The following is an 18,810-nucleotide window of genomic DNA, read 5'->3' as shown; positions in this document are numbered from 1 at the left end:
GTGAATAGGATAATTTATCAAAATATAGTATTTCGATTGCAACTCTCTTTGAAGGAGTGTAGAATAAAAACTACTAAGAGAAAAGTTCAAAGGAGAATGAAAAATGGCTGATAAAACTATCGTAATTTACTCAAAACCAAATTGCATGCAATGTAATTTTACCAAAAAATACTTAGATGATAAAGGTGTTCTTTACGAAATAAAAGATATATTTGAGTCTGAAGAAGCATTAGCAGAAGTCAAAGAATTAGGTTTCAGCTCTGTACCTGTCATCTTAGCTGATGGACAAGATGCATTTAATGGATTCCGCCCAGATTTATTGGACCAATTAGCATGAAAATAGTTTTTATTTCTTTAACCGGCCAAACGAGAAAATTTGTTCAAAAATTAGATATGGATTTGTTGGAATTGACTCCGACAAATCCATTTATCAGTATTAACGAACCTTTTGTGATCGTTACGCCGACCTATGAAAAAGAAGCTACCGAAATTCTGAATGATTTTCTTGAAACTGCTGATAACAAACAGTACTTTAAGGGCATCGCGGGCGGCGGGAACTTGAATTTTGCTCAATTGTTTGTCTTTACAGCAAAAGATTTGGCAGCTGAATATGATGTACCATTATTACATACCTTTGAATTTCAAGGGAATGACGAAGATGTAAAAAAATTAAAGAAAGCGGTGAACGACCTTGGAAAAGCCTAAATTAGCTACAAAACCCAATGAGGTCACTTATTTTAAACTGAACAATGAATTGAATCGACCAGTCAATGGATCTATCCCATTGCACAAAGATCGTGAAGCCGTGCGTGCTTACTTCTTGGAATATGTGAATCCCAACACGGTTTTCTTCTATACTTTAGATGAAAAATTAAACTACTTGATTACTAACGATTATATCGAAGAAGAATTTTTGAACCAATACGACAGACAATTCGTTAAAGACTTGTTTAATGAAATGTACAACCGTAAATTCCGCTTCCGTTCGTTTATGTCGGCTTACAAATTCTACACACAATATGCTTTAAAAACGAATGATGGCAAACGTTTCTTAGAACGTTATGAAGACCGTATTGTGTTTAACGCTTTGTATTTAGCAGAGGGCGACACAGAATTGGCTTGGACGATTGCGGATGAAATCATCAATCAACGTTATCAACCGGCTACTCCTACCTTCTTAAACGCTGGACGTAAACGTCGTGGTGAATTAGTGTCTTGTTTCTTGATCCAAGCAACAGATGACATGAACAGCATCGGCCGTACCGTCAACAGTGCATTGCAATTGTCGCGTATCGGTGGCGGAGTTGGAGTGAACTTGTCCAACTTGCGTGCTGCAGGAGATCCAATCAAGAAAATTGAAAATGCCTCTAGCGGTGTTGTCCCAGTTATGAAATTATTGGAAGACAGCTTCAGCTATTCAAATCAGTTAGGACAACGCAATGGTGCTGGAGCAGTATATTTGAACGTCTTCCATCCGGACATTGTTTCTTTCTTATCGACTAAGAAAGAAAATGCCGATGAAAAGGTCCGTGTTAAAACACTCTCTCTTGGTTTGACTGTACCGGATAAATTCTACGAATTGTGTGCCCATGATGAGCAGATGTACTTGTTCAGCCCGTATGATGTGGAACGCATTTATGGCAGACCTTTTGCCTATGTAGACATTACTGCTGAGTACGATAATTTGGTAAATAATGAAGAAGTACGGAAATCAAAAATCCGTGCACGTGACTTGGAAAATGAAATCTCTAAATTGCAACAAGAGTCTGGTTATCCTTATATCATCAACATTGATACAGCAAACCGTGAAAATCCGGTTTATGGAACGATCACGATGAGTAACTTATGTAGTGAAATCTTGCAAATACAAGAACCTTCACTGATCAATAATGATCAATCCTATGAAACTTTAGGAACTGACATTAGTTGTAACCTAGGTTCGACCAATATCGTAAACTTGATGAAATCTCCAGATTTTGGCAAATCAGTGAATGCAATGGTGCGTGCGTTGACAACTGTTACGGATCAATCCAGCATTTCAGCTGTTCCTTCGATCAAAAATGGAAATGACCGCTACCATACAATCGGTTTAGGTGCGATGGGCCTACACACTTATTTAGCATTGAACCAAATCACTTACGGTTCATCGGAATCGGTTGAATTTACAGATGCTTACTTCATGTTGTTGAACTATTATACATTGAAAGCCAGCAATCAAATCGCTATGGAACGTAAGGAAACTTTCCACAACTTCGAGAAGTCTAAATACGCTAGTGGAGAATATTTCGACAAATACACTGCAGCAGATTTCATCTTCGAAAGCGAAAAAGTACAACACTTATTTGACGATTTGCAAGTACCAACAGCCGCAGATTGGGAAGTTTTAAAAGATTCTATTATGACTGGCGGATTGTACCACCAAAACCGTTTAGCTGTAGCGCCGACTGGTTCGATCAGTTATGTAAACGAAACGTCTTCCAGCCTGCACCCAATCACTCGTTTGATTGAAGAACGTCAAGAGAAGAAAACAGGTAAAACTTATTACCCTGCTCCTTATCTATCAAATGAAACGTTGTCTTACTACACTTCTGCTTACGATATTGATATGCGTAAAGTCATTGATGTCTATGCAGCAGCTCAAAAACACATTGACCAAGGAATGAGTTTAACACTCTTTATGCGATCTGAAATTCCTGCTGGATTATACGAATGGAAAATGGGACGTACTAACAAGCAAACCACGCGTGACTTAAACATTTTAAGACACTATGCATGGAAAAAAGGCATCAAATCCATTTACTACGTCAGAACCTTCACAGAAAACTCAGAAGAAATAGGCTCCAACCAATGCGAAAGCTGTACTATTTAAACAGGATGCGGAGAGGCCTTGGGAGCAATGACGCAAAAATTGGAAATTATGATTGGAGCGTTTCTCAGTCCCAAACATAATTTATCTTTTTTGCAAAATTGCTAGGCCTCGCAGCTCTACTATACGATGCGGAGGTCGCTTGGGAGACACGACAAGAAAATAGGAAATTCAACTGAGGATGCCTTTTATCCTCAATTGAATTTATCTTTTTCTCGAGTGTCTAGCGACCGCAGCTCTACTAGAACAGGATGCGGAAATCGCTGGTCTGGCTCGACAGGAAAATCTATTCTCTTTTTAGAGGATGCACTTTATCCTCAAAAAAGATAATGATTTTACCAAGAGCCAAGCGATTGCAGCTCTACTATACGATGCGGAGGTCGCTTGGTAGACACGACAAGAAAATAGGAAATTCAACTGAGGATGCCTTTTATCCTCAATTGAATTTATCTTTTTCTCGAGTGTCTAGCGACCGCAGCTCTACTACATTATGAAAACTCGAAAGTAAGGAGAAGTTGATGCAATGACTGAACAATATCATGCGATAAACTGGAACAAGATTGAAGATATGATTGATAAACTAACTTGGGAAAAATTGGTTGAACAGTTTTGGACAGATACACGTATCCCAGTGTCAAACGATTTGAACGACTGGTACAATCTTCCAAAAGACGAACAAGATATGATGGGAAAGGTGTTTGGCGGCCTTACTTTACTGGACACTCTTCAATCTCAAGATGGTGTAGCTTCTCTAAAGGATTCGATTCGTACGCAGCATGAAGAAGCTGTGTACAACAATATTCAATTCATGGAATCTATGCATGCAAAAAGTTACAGTGCTATCTTCAGTACGCTAAATACTAAATCAGAGATTGATGAAATTTTCCAATGGACCAACACAAATGAAATGCTTCAAAAGAAAGCTGAAATTATCAACCACGTTTATCAAAACGGAACGGATTTAGAACGTAAAGTAGCTAGTGTATTGCTGGAATCTTTCTTATTTTATTCAGGTTTCTTTGCTCCGCTTCATTATTTAGGCAATAACAAATTGCCAAACGTAGCAGAAATCATCAAATTGATTTTGCGCGATGAATCAGTGCACGGAACTTACATCGGCTATAAATTCCAAATTGCCTACAATCAATTGCCAGAAGACGAACAAGAACAGTTAAAAAACTGGACTTACGAATTGTTGTTTACTCTTTACCAAAATGAAGTGAATTATACTCAATACCTGTATGACGAGATGGGTTGGACTGAGCGCGTCAAAGTTTTCTTGCGGTACAATGCCAATAAAGCATTGCAAAATTTAGGTTTTGATCCTTTATTCCCAGATACCGCGGACGATGTAGATCCGGTTATTATGAACGGAATCTCAACTGGAACTTCAAATCATGACTTCTTCTCTCAAGTTGGAAATGGGTATTTGGTTGGAATGGTAGAATCAATGGCTGACGAAGATTATGAGAAGTGGAGTGTTTAAAAACACCTTATTATCCCCCACTTTACACACCAGTTCACTAACGTTTTAGTCTCTTCAGATAAAAAAAATTCACTTTTAGCAAGAAGGCAATTGTTTTTAGTAGGATAAAAACATAAAATAAACTCATTGAGCCTAGTGCACCTGCATTAGGCCGTTTCTTTTGTTTAGTTACGTTAAGGTTGTTATTAAAAATTTTAAGATAAGGAGCGTTTATATATATGAAATTTATTTGGCAGTATCTTCGGAAATACCCTAAATTACTCGTTATCAATATTATTGGAGCCTTAGGATTTATTTTAATCAATTTAGGCCTTCCTACTTTGTTGGCACAAATGATTGATAATGCAATCATTCCAGGCGATCGCTCTTTAATTTGGCGATATGCTATTTTTATGTTATTGCTGACTATCTTCGGTTTTATCGGAAGAATCGTCAATTCTTATGCATCGAGTAAAATTGTTAATACCATGACTATGGACATGCGAAATGATGCCTATACCAGTATGATGAAATATTCTCACGCTGAATACAATGAAATCGGGGTTTCTTCTCTTGGGACTCGTATTACAACCGATGCCTTTGTATTGCTGCAATTTACTGAAATGATCTTACGTCTTGGTGTAGTTACCCCTTTGATGATCATCGTGAGCGGTATGATGATTGTACAGACCAGCCCAGATTTAGCTATTGCGGTACTTCCAGCAATGCCGATTATTATTTTATTGATTCTATTCATTGCGCGTGCTACACAACCGTTGTCTAAAAAACAACAGTCACTCTTAGATAATATCAACCGTATACTGAGAGAAAACTTAACCGGTTTACGAGTCATACGGGCCTTCAACCGCGAAGAGTTTCAAGAAAAACGATTCAATGATACCAACAATGATTACCGTAAAGTCTCTTCTCGACTGTTTAAGATAGTGGCTATTACTCAACCTGGATTTTCTCTCATTATCAATATCGTAATTATTGCGATTGTCTGGTTAGGTGCCAGTCAAATCGCTGCGGGAAATATTCAAGTTGGGGTTTTAGTCGCTTTTATCGAATATGCTTTCCATGCATTATTTTCATTATTAATGTTCGCAAATATTTTCATTATGTACCCAAGAGCTTCTGTCAGCGCAAATCGTTTACGAGAAGTCCTGGAAAAACAAAGCTCTATCGATCCAAACGAAAACGGTATTCAAGTAACGGAAACAGAAGGTTACATTACATTTGATAATGTAGGTTTTGCTTATCCTGATGCAGATAAACCCGTATTAAAAAATATTAGTTTTGAATCTAAACCTGGAGAAACGATTGCTTTTATCGGGTCAACAGGAAGTGGGAAATCTTCTATTGTTCAGTTGATTCCTCGTTTTTACGATGTGACTGAAGGACGTATTTTAGTCGATGGCATTGATATTCGTGAGTACAATCTGAAAGCTTTGCGACGCAAAATTGGTTTCACACCGCAAAAAGCTTTACTCTTTACAGGAAGCATCACTGAGAACTTGAAATATGGTAACTGGGATGCTACTCACAATGAAATTGAAGAAGCTTCAGATGTCTCTCAATCCAAAGAGTTCATCGAGCGCTTAAAAAATCATTACGAAACAGTTTTAGCTGAAGGTGGAAGCAACTTATCTGGCGGCCAAAAACAACGTCTGTCTATTGCACGGGCAATTATTCGTAAACCGAGTATATATGTATTTGATGATAGTTTCTCAGCACTAGATTTTAAAACGGATGCTGTTTTAAGAAATCGTTTAAGCCAAGTTACGCAAAACGCTACTACCATTATTGTTGGTCAACGAGTAAGTTCCATTATGAATGCTGACCAAATCATCTTACTCGATGAAGGAGAAATCGCTGCAAAAGGAACGCATAAAGAGCTGCTTCAAAACAGCCCGCTTTATCGTGAAATTGCATCATCTCAATTAAGTGAGGAGGAATTAAACCAATGAAAGGACTAAAACAAATTACTCGGTTATGGGTTTATCTTAGAAATTACCGTGGTCAGTTCTTTATTTCTATCTTTGGAACTGTCTTACTATCGATTTCAAGCGCCCTTGAACCTTTCATTATCGGTTTAGCCATTACAGAAATTACGGCTAACCTTGCTGATATTGTTCGTGGTGTCGAAGGTGCAGGGATGAATTACCCTTACTTAACAAAAGTTTTGATTGCCTATTTTATCCGTGGTATGTTCTATCACGGTTCACAATACATTTCGCAATATACCTTAACAAATGTAGTTCAAAAAGGGATGCGTGATTTACGGAACGATATTTCTTCTAAGATAAATCGTATGCCGGTTTCTTATTTTGACAAACATCAAATTGGAGATATTTTAAGTCGTGTTACCAGTGATATAGATGCTATCACCAATGCATTGCAGCAATCATTGATACAAGTATTGAATGGTGTGTTGGGAATTGCTTTTGCCATTGTAATGATGTTGACTCTTAATTTCTCTCTAGCATTGATTGTTATTATGACCATTCCTATCGCTATTTTAGTCGCTCGTGTGGTAATTGCTAAATCACAAGGTTCATTCCGTGGCCAAGCAGACGCTCTGGGAGATCTATTTGGTTTTACGCAAGAAAACTTAAATGGTTTTACAGAAATCAAATTATACGGAAAAGAAGAAGATTCTATCAAAGAGTTCAAGAGACGCAACTTAAACTTGCGTGAGCATGGTTTCAAAGCCAGTTTTATTTCTTCTCTAATGGCTCCAATAGTAGGACTGGTTTCTAATCTGGCTTATATATTAGTGGCTATGATCGGTAGTTTCTTTGCTTTTAACGGTACTTTGTCTATCGGGAACTTACAAGCTTTCGTTCAATATGTATGGCAAGTTAATCAGCCGATTACGACAATCTCGCAATTGTCAGGTATCATGCAAAGTGCTGGAGCAGCAGCTGGCCGTATTTTTGAACTCTTAGATGAATCGGAAGAAGTTCAAGGTATGGTGATGACTACTTTACCAGAAAAAGTACAAGGTACCGTTGAGTTTGATCATATTTCATTCAGCTACAATGAAAAAAATCCTTTGATGACAGATATCAGTGTTCATGTCAATCCTGGTGAAATGGTCGCTATCGTTGGTCCAACAGGCGCTGGTAAGACTACTTTAGTCAACTTGTTGATGCGCTTCTATGACGTTGACGGCGGTAGTATCAAAGTCGATGGCGTGGATATCAAGAAATTGACTCGTTCCGACCTGCGAAAACATTTCGGTATGGTACTCCAAGATGCTTGGTTATACCAAGATACTGTCATGGAGAATCTTCGTTTCGGAAAATTGGAAGCAACCGATGATGAAGTGATTCATGCAGCTGACATCGCAAACGTCAATCACTTCATCCAAACTTTGCCAAATGGTTACGGTATGGAAATCAATCAAGAAGCCAGCAATATTTCATTGGGCCAAAAACAATTGATGACGATTGCTCGTACAGTTTTAGCTGATCCCGATATTTTGATTTTAGATGAAGCGACCAGTTCTGTAGATACTCGTTTAGAGAAACTGATCCAAGAAGCCATGGATAAAGTTATGGAAGGACGCACGAGCTTTGTTATCGCTCACCGCTTGTCTACTATTCGTAATGCTGATTTGATTCTAGTCATGGACCAAGGTTCGATTATTGAACAAGGTACACATGATTCATTATTAGAACAAGGCGGCTTTTACGCAAACTTGTACAATAGCCAATTTTCTGCAACAATTTCTGAATAAGATAGTTTTAACTATTAAACACCCCCAAACTGTTTGTCAGTTTTGGGGGTGTTTTCTGACGTTATGAGATAGTGGGATTCTATCTCACATTTCACTGAGTAATTTGCTTTGCTTTATCCGCTAGAACCCTTATAAATCACAATTCGCTCCAGATTTCAGCGGCTTTTGTGAGATAGAGCCCTTCTATCTCACATTTCACTGAGTAATGTACTTTGTTTTATGCGCTAGAACCCTGATAACTAAAATTTCAGCACCTAATCTACTTTATTTTATAAGTAGGCGCCCCTCTCAAGTAAATTCTCACGCACAATCACCCTCCGATCAGCAAAAAAAATAGAACCAACACCTTCTCAACAACAAAAGGTGTGGCTCTATCAGAAAAAATTATTCACTTACAGGAACTACTGCACCATCCCATGTTTCAAGAATATAATCTTGAACTTCTTGAGATCTCAATACTTCGATCAATTTTAAAATACCAGGATTTTTAGCATCTTCGCTTCTCACGGCAATGATATTAGCATATGGAGAGCTTTCGCTTTCCAATGCAATAGAGTCTTCTAATGGATCTAAACCTTGATCTACTGCAAAGTTCGAGTTGATTGCTACAACATCGCCTTCACCTTGTTGGTAAAGTGTAGGCATTAGAGCTGGATCGTTTTCGTATTCAAATTGAATATTTTTTGGATTTTCCACAATATCGTCAAATGTCGCAGTCGTTAAATCTGTTCCTTCATCTACAGATACTAGACCAGCTTCTTGGAAAATTCCGATGATACGACCCCAGTCAGGTTGGTTGCTGCTGACAAGCACTGTCGCGCCGTCTGGCAACTCTTCTAAACTAGCATAGTCTTGAGAGAATAAGCCGATTGGTTCCAAATGAATCCCGCCTGCGTTGACAAAGTCGTAATCATTTTCAGCTACTGCTGCTTCGAAGAATGGTACATGTTGGAAATAGTTGGCATCCAAGTCGCCTTCTTCTAATGCTACATTAGGCACTACATAGTCGTTATAAGTCGTAATATCCAGTGTGTAGCCTTCCTCTTCCAAAATAGGTGCAGCGAACTCTAATATTTCTGCATGTGGTGTATTGCTCGCTCCAATACGAATGGTTGTATCTTCGCTTGCCCCTTCTTCAGAGTTCCCACCATTTCCGCAAGCTGCTAATAATAACGCCGCCCCTACTGTTGCTAATGATTTGATAAATACTGATTTTTTCATACCTTAAATCCCCCTAATAATTTTTTATAGTTTAATCCCTATTCAAATAATCTTTTTTCAAACTCAGCGTTTGTCTACGCGATCTACTACGCGATCTCCAATACCTTGAATCACAAATACCATTACTAATACAATGACGGTCGCTACCAAGGTTACAGCCGGTTGATTTCTTTGAAATCCTTCCAAATAAGCTAGGTTACCTAGACCGCCTGCTCCAATAACTCCAGCCATCGCTGTATAGCCGACTAGCGAAATCGCTGTTGTCGTGATACCAGCAATGATGGAAGGCATGCTTTCTGGAATCAAAATTTTATAAATAATTTGCCATTTATTGGCTCCCATAGCTTCTGCGGCTTCAATAACCCCCTTATCAATTTCTCTAAATCCAGTTTCAACCAGCCGTCCATAAAAAGGAGCTGACGATATGATCAAGGCCGGCAAAGCTGCTACTGGACCTATCATTGTTCCGACAATTTGCTGTGTAAATGGAATCAATAAAACGATTAATATAATAAACGGAATAGAACGGAACACATTTACTAAAATACTGACAACTCCATGCAGAATTGTTACGGTCATACTTTTTTTACCATTTGTTTCATACAATAATAATCCGATAACCAATCCTAAAATAAATACGGCGATGACAGAACCAATGGTCATCAATAAGGTTTCTTGAGTAGCTTCTCCGATTCTTTCCCAATTGACTTCAGAAAAATCAAAGTATTGCGCTAAAAGACTTTCTCCGATCACTAAAGATCTAAACATGTTCGATCACCTCAACTTCTACATTCATGTCATGTAAATCGTGGATAACATCCCTGATCACTACTTGTTCTCCAGTCACTTGAACATACAGTGAACCAATTGAACCAGATTGCGTTTGTTGGATACTTCCTTGAATGACATTCAATTCGATTGAGTGATTGCGAATCAACTTAGACAAAACGGGTTGTTTGGAGTTCTCACCGTTAAAGGTCAAGTGAAGCAATTTGCCATCAGGATAATCGGCAAATACTTGGCTTAGAACCAAGTCAGTATCTTCGCTTTCAGGATCCGTATCTTGACGAATAAAGCGTTTGGTGATTTCTTGTTGCGGGCGCTTGAAGACATCTAACACATTGCCCTCTTCAACCACTTTTCCATTTTCCATCACTGCTACTTTGTTGCATATTTTTCTTACTACGTGCATCTCATGTGTAATGATCACGATCGTCAAATTCAAACGCTTATTGATTTCCAATAATAAGTCCAATACCTCATCTGTGGTTTGAGGGTCCAATGCACTAGTTGCTTCATCACACAATAGCAACTCCGGATCATTGGCTAATGCTCGGGCAATGCCGACCCGCTGTTTTTGTCCACCAGATAGTTGGGCAGGATAAGCATTTTCCCGTCCTTCCAATCCAACTAGGCGAATCAATTCGTTGGCTTTATCTAATTGTTCATACTTAGGTACTTTCGCTATTTCTAATGGCAAGAGCACATTTTCCAAAACTGTTCTTGACCACAACAGATTGAAATGCTGAAAGATCATCCCGATTTTCTGTCTTTTTTGTCTTAAATCTTTTCCGGTCAATTTGGAAATGATGCTGTCTCCTAAAGAAACATCTCCTTCTGTGGGCTTTTCAAGACCATTGAACATACGGACCAGTGTACTCTTACCTGCACCGGAATAGCCGATGATGCCATAGATTTCTCCTTTATCAATGGAGAGATTGACATTGTCTACTGCAGTTAAAGGGCCTTGCTTCGTGTCAAAACGTTTCGTTATGTTGGATAAATTAATCATGTTTGCTGCTCTCCATTCTCTCAAACTTTTCATAATGTATAAAATAAAAAACTTTCGTCCACTATTCAAGTTGTTTACTCAAATAAAGGACGAAAGCTGTCATTTCGTGTTACCACCTTAATTTATTCATCCATCACTGAATGAACCTTAACCAGTACGGAGACTATTGCGACTCGTATACTGTGACTCTGTATCGGGAGCTCCCGGAACAAGCTTGTGCAAAGCATTCACTCATTCTGCTCAAAGACCATCTTCAGTTCCATTTCCACTACTCCTTTTCAGCAACCGGAGCTCTCTAAAAAATGTCCATTAGAACTTACTCTTCTTCTCATAGCAATCTATTCCATTAATCTTGAAGTTAGTTTATCAGTCACCGCGTAGTCTGTCAACGACTTTTTGTTTTCTTATAGTTGTAGACTGTCTTCCAACTTTGCAAGTTCACTTGTATCTATATTTGTCAGCTCAACGATCCAATTGCTTTTTTGATCTTCCTTATTTAATTCTTCTGGAGCGTTTAACAAACGTTCGTTGAATTGTACAACATCTCCGCTTAATGGAGATTCTAATTCTGTAACAGCTTTTGCTCCCTCAACGCCTAATAAAGAATCACCGGCTTTCAAAGCTTTGATATCTTTAGGCACATCTGCGAACATGATTTCTCCGATATCATCTTGTCCTTTTTCAGATAATCCTACTCGATAATGGTCACCGTTTTTAGCTATCCATAGTCCATTTGAACTATACTTCATTTCATTTGCCATTTACCACAGACTCCCTTTCTTTTTGCCAAATTGCTTCATACACTTCTTCTTTAAACCCGATCAGATTGTTGCCGTCTGCCAGAATCAAAGGTCGTTTGACCAACATCCCTTCACTCGCCAACAGCTCTGCCGCTTCTTGTTCCGTCAAGTCAGGAATGACCTTTTTCAATCCCCGCTCTTTATACACCGTACCGCTTGTGTTGAAGAACCGCTTTAAGGGCAAGTCAGACTGTTGAAGAATCTTGATCCAGGTTTCTTTATCAGGAGGATTGGTTTTTAAATTGATTTCCTCCAATTCAACCTGGTGTTGCTGCAACCATTTCTTGGCTGCCTTACACGTTGAACAAGTTGGAATACAATAAAACTGCAACATACCATCTCCTCCAAATACATTTGTCTTTATTTAGTATAACGCTAATTTTTTCAAAGTAAAAGTCCCTTTATCTGAATTCTTCATCATCTTCAGAAAACATATAACTCTTGTAATGGTACCGCATAGACATAATCAAACCAATCCCCATCATGTTCCCAAGTAAAGCTGACCCCCCTTGAGAAATAAATGGCAAAGGAATACCCGTTAAAGGTAATAGTCCAATACTCATCCCTACATTCTCAAATACATGGAACACGATCATCATGATAACACCGGTTGAGATATACGTATAGAAAATATTTTTTGTGTCTAGGCAGACGCGAATCATTTGATAAACCAGCATAAAATAAATCAAAATCAATACTGCGCCGCCAATAAATCCAAAGTTTTCACCAATCGTAGAGAAAATCATATCGGATTCTCTAACGGGCACATAAACTTCTGAAATACCAAAGCCTTTTCCAAATACTTTACCAGAACCAATCGCTTTGATGCTTTGCAGCAATTGATAAGCCGCTCCTTGAGTATCATGGTAAGGATCCAACCATGAGTCGATTCGCGAAAATTGGTAATCTTTAAAGCCTAAATTGTATAAAAATTCTCGATTGTACACTACTAGTAACAGAAGTGTGGCTCCTATAATGGCTATGGATCCAAATAAAGGAATCAGTATTTTCCATGATACTCCTGACATTAAAATGACTCCAATAACGATAGCAATAAAAACTAATGTCGTTCCTAAGTCATTTTGCAGCAAAACCATTAACATAGGAGGTGCAGAAACTAAAGCGATTTTTCCTAATAGCATAAAATCAGATTCTGTCTTATGATTCACAAAAGCAGCATTGTGTTTCGTTACTGTTCTGGCCAACATTAAGATAAAAGCAATTTTCATTACCTCAGAAGGCTGAAAAGTCAGCGGTCCTAATTTAAACCAACTCTTAGCTCCTGTCCTTAAGAAGGTAGGCTCATCATATAAAAAGAGGACCAAGACCAACAGGAACAATCCTATACCATAAGCATAGGGAGTAATTTTCCACAGCTGCTCAGAATCGAACTGCATAATCACAATAATAGCAACAGCACCGACAATATACCAGGCGATATGCATGATCGTCGCCCTCATTCCCCCTCCGCCAATCAGCGAAATGGTTGAAAACATTGTAGCGATACTGATAATAGCAAGTAACAACAACGAGAGCACTATTCCATAGTCAATTCTAGATTCTTTTTTCTCACTCATGTTTTTTTCAATAATCTCCTTGCACATCAAATAAATTATTCATTTGTTAGTTCATTTAGCTTCAATCATTATATAAGAAAAAGGCTGTAAAAAAAAGGACTCTTCTCATTTCTTAGTAAAAATGACATAAACTTCCGAGAGGCGGTCACTAAAGATTCAATCATTCCGCTTTTCAACTGCTAAAGCAAATAAAGTACAGCAAATTTATTTTAAGAAAATAGTCGATTTCATGACCCTTAATTGCCCAAAAAAATAAATCTTAGAAGTCCAGGTCTACTGATTCCTGCTTCTAAGATTCATCTTTTTAAACGTGTTGCGCAGACCAAGCTGGCTCCACGCTCTATCAAACGCGTTGCATTAGTCAGTTCTCACTCTCAGTACCACCCGGCAATTTTTAGGAAAAGCACCTAACATTTGCCGATTGGGTACTGTCCGGAGAACTAAATGACTAATTCCATGCTCTATTGTTTTTCGACTTCTTTTACTTTGACCAATTTTTTACGTTGTTTTGGCAATTTTTTCTTTTCATTGGTTTCAGGTTTCTCTTCGTCTTCTTTTTCAATAGCTTCTTGTATTGTGTGACCATTTTTGTATTCGTAATAAATAGTATTGATTAAGCCACCTAATAAAAGTATGGTTGCAGCGAGGTACAGCCACAACATCAGAACAATGAATACCCCGAATGTTGCATTAGCCGCAGCATCTCCACCTGCAAACTGTAAGTAGATTGAAAAACCTTGAGACAATACTAACCAGCCGACAGTCGCAAAGATGGCACCGGGAACAGCATATTTAATGCCTAAATGGTGATTCGGCACTAAGAAGTAAATTGCCATAAACAAGGAAACCAATACGATCAGTAATATCAACCAGCGCAACTGCAGTATTTGCATGATGATTCCCAAATCAATACTTAAAAGATCTTCAATAAAGGAAACGATAAACTCTCCAAAAACAAAGATAAAAACGATGACTCCTACGATTGACACAATAGCCAATTGGATCAATAATGAGACCAATCGTACCAAAATAAAGTTCTTTCTAGATTCGACCCCATAAACTTCATTCAATAAATTTTGCAATGAATTAAACGCTTTACTGGCTGACCAGAGGGCCGTGATCAACCCGATCGAGATAACTCCTCCACTCGAGCTGTTTAAATACCCAATCAATATAGGCTCAATCACACTATAAATATCAGGCGGAACAGCTGTTTCCATGTAAGACAACACTGCATTGACGTCTATTGGAAACAAGGGAATGATATTGGCAATCACTAATAAAATAGGAAAAAGAGAAAATAATACGAAGTAGGCCAGCTCTCCTGCTTGAGAAGTAACATCTGCTCGAGCCCAATTATCTTTACTTACCTTAAAAAGCCGAATCATTCTTTGTTTAAACGGAAGTTGCTTAACAGTCTCCATTACAAGTTCACATCCTTGTAGTTGAATTACAATACTTTTCTAAATACACCACTCGTTCCTCACAGAAGAACGAGCGTCCTATTCTACATATAATGCAAGTTATAATCCATAATCAAATTATTGATGGCTTCATCAATATCTTTAGCTTTCGCTTCATTACCATTTTTATTAACAGTAGTGATAGACTCACCTTTTGGCTGTTGAATCATCCCAATTTTATCTTTATGGATGAACAGCTCTAATTCAGTAAAATTCTCTGTATTATTTGAAGTCTCTTGAATGATAACTTCACTTTTTTTATTTCTTTTGGCCATTTTTAATCCTCGCTTCGATCTCTATTCATTGAGATTAATGAAATAATTTACTAGCTTCCACATAGTCTGTTTCTAATGAATGGGCAACTTCTTTGTGAGTCACTTGATTTTGCATCACATTGATACCCGTGTATATCGTTGAATTGCTTTTAGCAGCTTCCAACAAACCTTTATTTGCGATAGTTACAGCATATGGAATCGTTACGTTTGTCAATGCTTGAGTAGCTGTTTTCGCTACGCTTCCTGGAATATTCGCTACTGCATAGTGAAGAACATCGTGTTTCACATAAACAGGATTATCTAAAGTCGTAACAGTATCCGCTGTTTCGATGATACCACCTTGGTCAACACTGATATCTACAATTACTGATCCAGCTGACATTTGTTTGACCATTTTTTCAGAAACTAATTGCGGGGCTTTCGCTCCTGGAATCAATACAGCTCCGATAACAAGGTCTGCCGTTTTAAGTTCTTCTTCAATATTGTACTCATTCGACATAATTGTTTGTACTGCGTTGCCGAATATTTCACCCAGCTCACTTAAACGTTTAGGATTGTTGTCTAAAACGACTACGTTTGCTCCCATTCCAACAGCAATTTTAGCAGCGTTTGTTCCAGAGACTCCGCCTCCGATAATAACCACTTTTCCGGAGCGTACTCCCGGAGTACCGCCTAATAATATTCCTTTTCCGCCATTACTGTTCTCTAAGAAATGTGCTCCAATTTGAATAGACATTCTACCAGCAATTTGACTCATAGGCGTTAATAATGGCAATGAGCCGTCTGCTCCGACCATTGTTTCATAACCGATTGCCGTTACACCGCTCTCCTTAAGAGCATCCGTTAGTGGTTTATTTGCTGCCAAATGTAAATAAGTGAATATAATCAAATCCTCACGGAAGTAACCGTATTCTTCCGGTAGTGGTTCTTTTACTTTAATCACCATATCAGACGACCAAACTTCTTCAGCAGTAGAAACGATTTTAGCTCCCGACTCTACATATTGTTCATCATAAAAACCAGCAGTTTCTCCTGCTCCTTTTTCCACGATCACAGTATGTCCAGCTGATATCAAACTCTTTACTCCAGATGGAGAAACAGATACTCGTTTTTCACTATTCTTGATTTCTGTTGGTATTCCAATATTCATAAAAAAAAGCCTCCTAATTTTTTGAATCACCGCAACTCATTGAATGCCTTACTTACTTTCTGCATTTGTATGAATCTTACCCATGATAATTTCTTTACTCTTCTATTATACCGCTCATAAGCAAAAAAGCCAAAAGATGAGCTTTTTTATGGTTGATTTGCTGTGCTTTTATGAAAAAAAATTTACTTCAAGAATGGAATTGGTTATGATAAACAAAGAATCATTCAGGAGGCACATATTTAGAAATGAAGTACAATAAGAATATTGACGTGATGAAAGGTATAGCAATCATTTTTGTTGTCTTGATTCACAGTTTCAACGATGAAACGTTACAAAAAATCGGCGGCCCTTTTTATTTACTGCAAGCAGTCCCTTTGTTTTTAATTATTTCAGGCTACAATCAAACTCAATCTTATAATCGACATGCTCTAACGTCTTTATCAGAATTTTATCGCCCCATTTTTCTTTTGAAAAAATTGTATCGGCTCTTTCCGATAGCTCTCATTATTTACGCTTTACAGGCTGTTTTTGGCCCTGAAGAACACTCCTTTTTCTTTTACTTGATCGGACGCGGAGGTTATGGAGGCTATTACATCTCTATTATGATTCAAGCCATCCTTGTATTGCCTTTGCTTTATATGTTGGCAAAAAAAACCACCCCGCTGACCATGCTGATATTTAGTTTTATCGGAAACTTGGGGTATGAATACTTTTCCTATTCTTTCGATATGCCTAGTTTCTTGTATCGATTATTAGTGTTCCGATACCTTTTTGCACTCGCTTTGGGCGTGTGGTACGTCTTTGATGGTCATCGTTCCTATGCAGACAAACTAATGAAAATAGGAGCTGCATTTAGTATTTGGTATCTTTTGGTAGTTCATTATTTTGACATTTCGGTGCCTTTTTATTCGTTCGAGACCTCTTGGAGAGGGCAAAATCCGTTGTCCTTTTTCTACACTGTATTCATTTTTCACTTAGGTTCGAAGTATCTCTCAACTTTTAAAATGCATGTTATCAAACAAGGTATCATTTTTCTGGGTAAAAGATCATACGCTATCTTTATTGTCCAAATGTTGTATTTTTGGCTTTTGTCTGCTTACTTTGAATGGCCGGAATCGTTATTTCCGTTAGACACTCTTGTTTCGTGCGCATTAGGCTCGGTACTTTACATTATAGAGCAGAAATATGTTAGCGGGAAATTCAGACTGCTTTTCCATTTGTGAAAAGCAGTCTTTTTGAATTTCAACTCAGATTCTTTTATACTTCTTTTAATAGGAAGGTGATCCGATGAAAATCGTTCATTTTAAAAAACAAAATATTGAAAAGATAGGCATCAAAACGAATCAAGGTATTTTAGATGTTCGTAGAGCTGCTAAAGTCCTAAATGAGCCTTCTATTGATTCTATGGATGCACTTTTTAATGATCCACAAAATGGGTTAGCACAACTAAAACATTTACTGCAAAAAGTATCGGAAAAACAACTTTCTAATGTTTACATCAATGAAGAAGATATCTATTTCTTGCCTATCTTCACCCAACCAGGCAAAATCATTACGGTCAATTACAACTATTTACTGCATGCTTCCGAGCAAATTGAATCGGTCCCGACCGTACTTTCATTTGGTGGAAAATTTAAGAATAGTTTAGCAGCACACAATCAAAATATTCCTCTGCCTACTTTTGCTGAGAAGTACGATTTTGGAGCGGAACTGGTCATAGTGATCGGAAAGAAAGCAAAAATGATTTCTTCAGAAACAGCTCTGAAGCATATCATAGGCTATTCCATTGGAAACGACTTATCGGCACGAGATTTACAAGAATCTTCCCAATCTCAATCAGTAGGAAAAATGCTGGATTACTTTGCGCCTGTTGGCCCTTATCTTGTCACAAAAGATGAGGTAGATCCTGATGACTTAGACATTTCCTTAACGCTGAACGGAGAGTTATATCAACACAACAATACTCGAAATATGCTGTTCAGTTGCGCTGAAATCGTGAGTCTGCTTTCTCAATATATGACTCTTTTACCAGGAGACCTCATTTTTACTGGAACCCCTGAAGGTGTCCTGGAAGGGAACAGTCGTTTACCCGAATCTAATTGGATTTCTTCAGGAGATACGATCAAGGTGCTCATCAGTGGTTTAGGAACGTTGACCAACAGCTTCTTCTAGTTGGCTCAATTTTAAAAAGCCGTCCAATTTAAGAATGGATGGTTTTTTTGTGATTTTAACGCTAAAATGAACTAAAGACAGCTTTTTTAGGGCTAATCCATCATCTAAATAACTTTAGCTGAAGAGAGGTATTGTCAAAGTCAGTTGAGAAACAAACGTAAGCGCAAAATGAAACGGTATCTTCAAATATCTTCTTTTCCGCTCTATACTTGATTTCATAGTAAACAAGTTGGAGGAATGATGATGAAAAGACAAGATATAGTACCAGTTTCATTGCAACAAAT

17 protein-coding genes and 1 other annotated feature are annotated in these 18,810 nt (G+C 38.0%); of the genes, 8 read left to right on the top strand and 9 right to left on the bottom strand.

The genetic code is table 11. The features are described 5' to 3' along the window. Positions 1-103 precede the first annotated feature (103 nt). The 6 genes from nrdH to ACEN4L_RS06635 all read left to right on the top strand — a co-directional run bounded on the left by nrdH (position 104) and on the right by ACEN4L_RS06635 (position 8,076). Positions 104-337 carry a glutaredoxin-like protein NrdH gene (gene nrdH / locus ACEN4L_RS06660; RefSeq protein WP_407096885.1) on the top strand — a complete coding sequence of 78 codons (234 nt, stop codon included), beginning with the start codon at positions 104-106 and terminating at the stop codon, positions 335-337. Continuing rightward, positions 334-705 (top strand): ribonucleotide reductase stimulatory protein, encoded by a 372-nt coding sequence (locus ACEN4L_RS06655; protein WP_407096886.1) that lies wholly within the window; start codon positions 334-336, stop codon positions 703-705. Before nrdH ends, ACEN4L_RS06655 begins: the two co-directional genes overlap by 4 nt. Then, a complete protein-coding gene (gene nrdE / locus ACEN4L_RS06650; protein ID WP_407096887.1) occupies positions 692-2,869 on the top strand; it encodes a class 1b ribonucleoside-diphosphate reductase subunit alpha in 2,178 nt (725 codons plus the stop codon). Before ACEN4L_RS06655 ends, nrdE begins: the two co-directional genes overlap by 14 nt. A gap of 520 nt (positions 2,870-3,389) precedes the next feature. Beyond that, positions 3,390-4,352: a class 1b ribonucleoside-diphosphate reductase subunit beta gene (nrdF, locus tag ACEN4L_RS06645; RefSeq protein WP_407096888.1), complete on the top strand. Its 963-nt coding sequence runs from the start codon at positions 3,390-3,392 to the stop codon at positions 4,350-4,352. A 218-nt stretch (positions 4,353-4,570) separates the two neighbouring features. Further along, entirely contained in the window at positions 4,571-6,301 is a 1,731-nt protein-coding gene (locus tag ACEN4L_RS06640; RefSeq protein ID WP_407096889.1) for an ABC transporter ATP-binding protein, read from the top strand. Then, positions 6,298-8,076 carry an ABC transporter ATP-binding protein gene (locus tag ACEN4L_RS06635; RefSeq protein WP_407096890.1) on the top strand — a complete coding sequence of 593 codons (1,779 nt, stop codon included), beginning with the start codon at positions 6,298-6,300 and terminating at the stop codon, positions 8,074-8,076. Before ACEN4L_RS06640 ends, ACEN4L_RS06635 begins: the two co-directional genes overlap by 4 nt. 384 nt (positions 8,077-8,460) lie before the next feature. On the opposite strand, the gene ACEN4L_RS06630 is transcribed toward ACEN4L_RS06635, so the two are convergent. From ACEN4L_RS06630 to ald, 9 genes are all read right to left on the bottom strand, one after another. Continuing rightward, a complete protein-coding gene (locus ACEN4L_RS06630) occupies positions 8,461-9,297 on the bottom strand; it encodes a MetQ/NlpA family ABC transporter substrate-binding protein (RefSeq protein ID WP_407096891.1) in 837 nt (278 codons plus the stop codon). A 63-nt stretch (positions 9,298-9,360) separates the two neighbouring features. Beyond that, positions 9,361-10,065 (bottom strand): methionine ABC transporter permease, encoded by a 705-nt coding sequence (locus ACEN4L_RS06625; protein ID WP_407096892.1) that lies wholly within the window; start codon positions 10,063-10,065, stop codon positions 9,361-9,363. Next, positions 10,058-11,089, bottom strand: coding sequence for a methionine ABC transporter ATP-binding protein (locus ACEN4L_RS06620; RefSeq protein ID WP_407096893.1), 1,032 nt, complete (start codon positions 11,087-11,089; stop codon positions 10,058-10,060). Before ACEN4L_RS06620 ends, ACEN4L_RS06625 begins: the two co-directional genes overlap by 8 nt. Before the next feature lie 82 nt (positions 11,090-11,171). Then, positions 11,172-11,430: a binding site (T-box leader), on the bottom strand. Positions 11,431-11,493: 63 nt separating this feature from the next. Next, complete coding sequence (locus ACEN4L_RS06615) at positions 11,494-11,850, bottom strand: glycine cleavage system protein H (protein ID WP_407096894.1); 357 nt, start codon at positions 11,848-11,850, stop codon at positions 11,494-11,496. Beyond that, a complete protein-coding gene (locus ACEN4L_RS06610; RefSeq protein ID WP_407096895.1) occupies positions 11,840-12,223 on the bottom strand; it encodes an arsenate reductase family protein in 384 nt (127 codons plus the stop codon). Before ACEN4L_RS06610 ends, ACEN4L_RS06615 begins: the two co-directional genes overlap by 11 nt. Before the next feature lie 67 nt (positions 12,224-12,290). Further along, positions 12,291-13,466 (bottom strand): FtsW/RodA/SpoVE family cell cycle protein, encoded by a 1,176-nt coding sequence (locus tag ACEN4L_RS06605; protein ID WP_407096896.1) that lies wholly within the window; start codon positions 13,464-13,466, stop codon positions 12,291-12,293. Between the two features lie 461 nt (positions 13,467-13,927). Continuing rightward, the gene (locus ACEN4L_RS06600) at positions 13,928-14,890 is read right to left on the bottom strand and encodes a YihY/virulence factor BrkB family protein (protein WP_407096897.1); all 963 of its coding nucleotides are present in this window, start codon (positions 14,888-14,890) and stop codon (positions 13,928-13,930) included. Positions 14,891-14,973: 83 nt separating this feature from the next. Next, positions 14,974-15,204, bottom strand: a complete 231-nt coding sequence (locus ACEN4L_RS06595) for a DUF2969 family protein (protein ID WP_407096898.1) — start codon at positions 15,202-15,204, stop codon at positions 14,974-14,976. Positions 15,205-15,238: 34 nt separating this feature from the next. After that, complete coding sequence (ald, locus tag ACEN4L_RS06590) at positions 15,239-16,354, bottom strand: alanine dehydrogenase (protein ID WP_407096899.1); 1,116 nt, start codon at positions 16,352-16,354, stop codon at positions 15,239-15,241. Positions 16,355-16,599: 245 nt separating this feature from the next. On the opposite strand from ald, the gene ACEN4L_RS06585 reads away from it, so the two are divergent. Together ACEN4L_RS06585 and ACEN4L_RS06580 are read left to right on the top strand one after the other, a co-directional pair. After that, positions 16,600-17,577 carry an acyltransferase family protein gene (locus ACEN4L_RS06585; protein WP_407096900.1) on the top strand — a complete coding sequence of 326 codons (978 nt, stop codon included), beginning with the start codon at positions 16,600-16,602 and terminating at the stop codon, positions 17,575-17,577. Between the two features lie 64 nt (positions 17,578-17,641). Continuing rightward, positions 17,642-18,526, top strand: coding sequence for a fumarylacetoacetate hydrolase family protein (locus ACEN4L_RS06580; RefSeq protein ID WP_407096901.1), 885 nt, complete (start codon positions 17,642-17,644; stop codon positions 18,524-18,526). Positions 18,527-18,810 lie beyond the last annotated feature (284 nt).

Origin of the sequence: Desemzia sp. FAM 23988, assembly GCF_045528365.1 — a bacterium.
GTDB lineage: Bacteria > Bacillota > Bacilli > Lactobacillales > Carnobacteriaceae > Desemzia.
This window is presented reverse-complemented; position numbering and strand designations above follow the sequence as displayed.